Source organism: Thermoanaerobacter sp. CM-CNRG TB177 (genome assembly GCF_018588165.1).
Classification (GTDB): domain Bacteria; phylum Bacillota; class Thermoanaerobacteria; order Thermoanaerobacterales; family Thermoanaerobacteraceae; genus Thermoanaerobacter; species Thermoanaerobacter thermocopriae.
Genome location: NZ_JAFCAC010000030.1, coordinates 1 through 322, shown reverse-complemented (window position 1 = coordinate 322; position 322 = coordinate 1). Strand labels below are relative to the sequence as shown.

Annotated in this window: 1 protein-coding gene; it reads right to left on the bottom strand. The window is 34.8% G+C overall.

Features of this window, described 5'->3' with window-relative positions:
- A partial coding sequence (locus I4N53_RS01940) for a UPF0236 family transposase-like protein (RefSeq protein ID WP_214495461.1) occupies positions 1-322 on the bottom strand: 322 nt, incomplete at both ends.

Genomic DNA, 322 nt, shown 5'->3' with positions numbered 1-322 from the left:
TCCCTCTCTTCCTCTGCTGCCTTTATTAGTTCATCAAATATCTTCTTCACTCCTTCTTTATCTCCTTCATTTATTGCTCTCCATATCTTTTCTCTGTATTTTGGCTCTTTTGATGTGGCTTTTAATACGTATTTGTTTAAATGATATCTGTCTAACACAAACCTTGATTTTACTATCCATTTTAATCCCTCTTTTATCCACGGTGCTCCATCTCCTGCTATGTATATCTTCTCTATCTTCTCTTCTTTGTAGTTTTCTTCTATGTAATTTGCTACATCTATCCATATGTCTTCTGCTTTCTCTCCTACGTATGCCTTGTAAT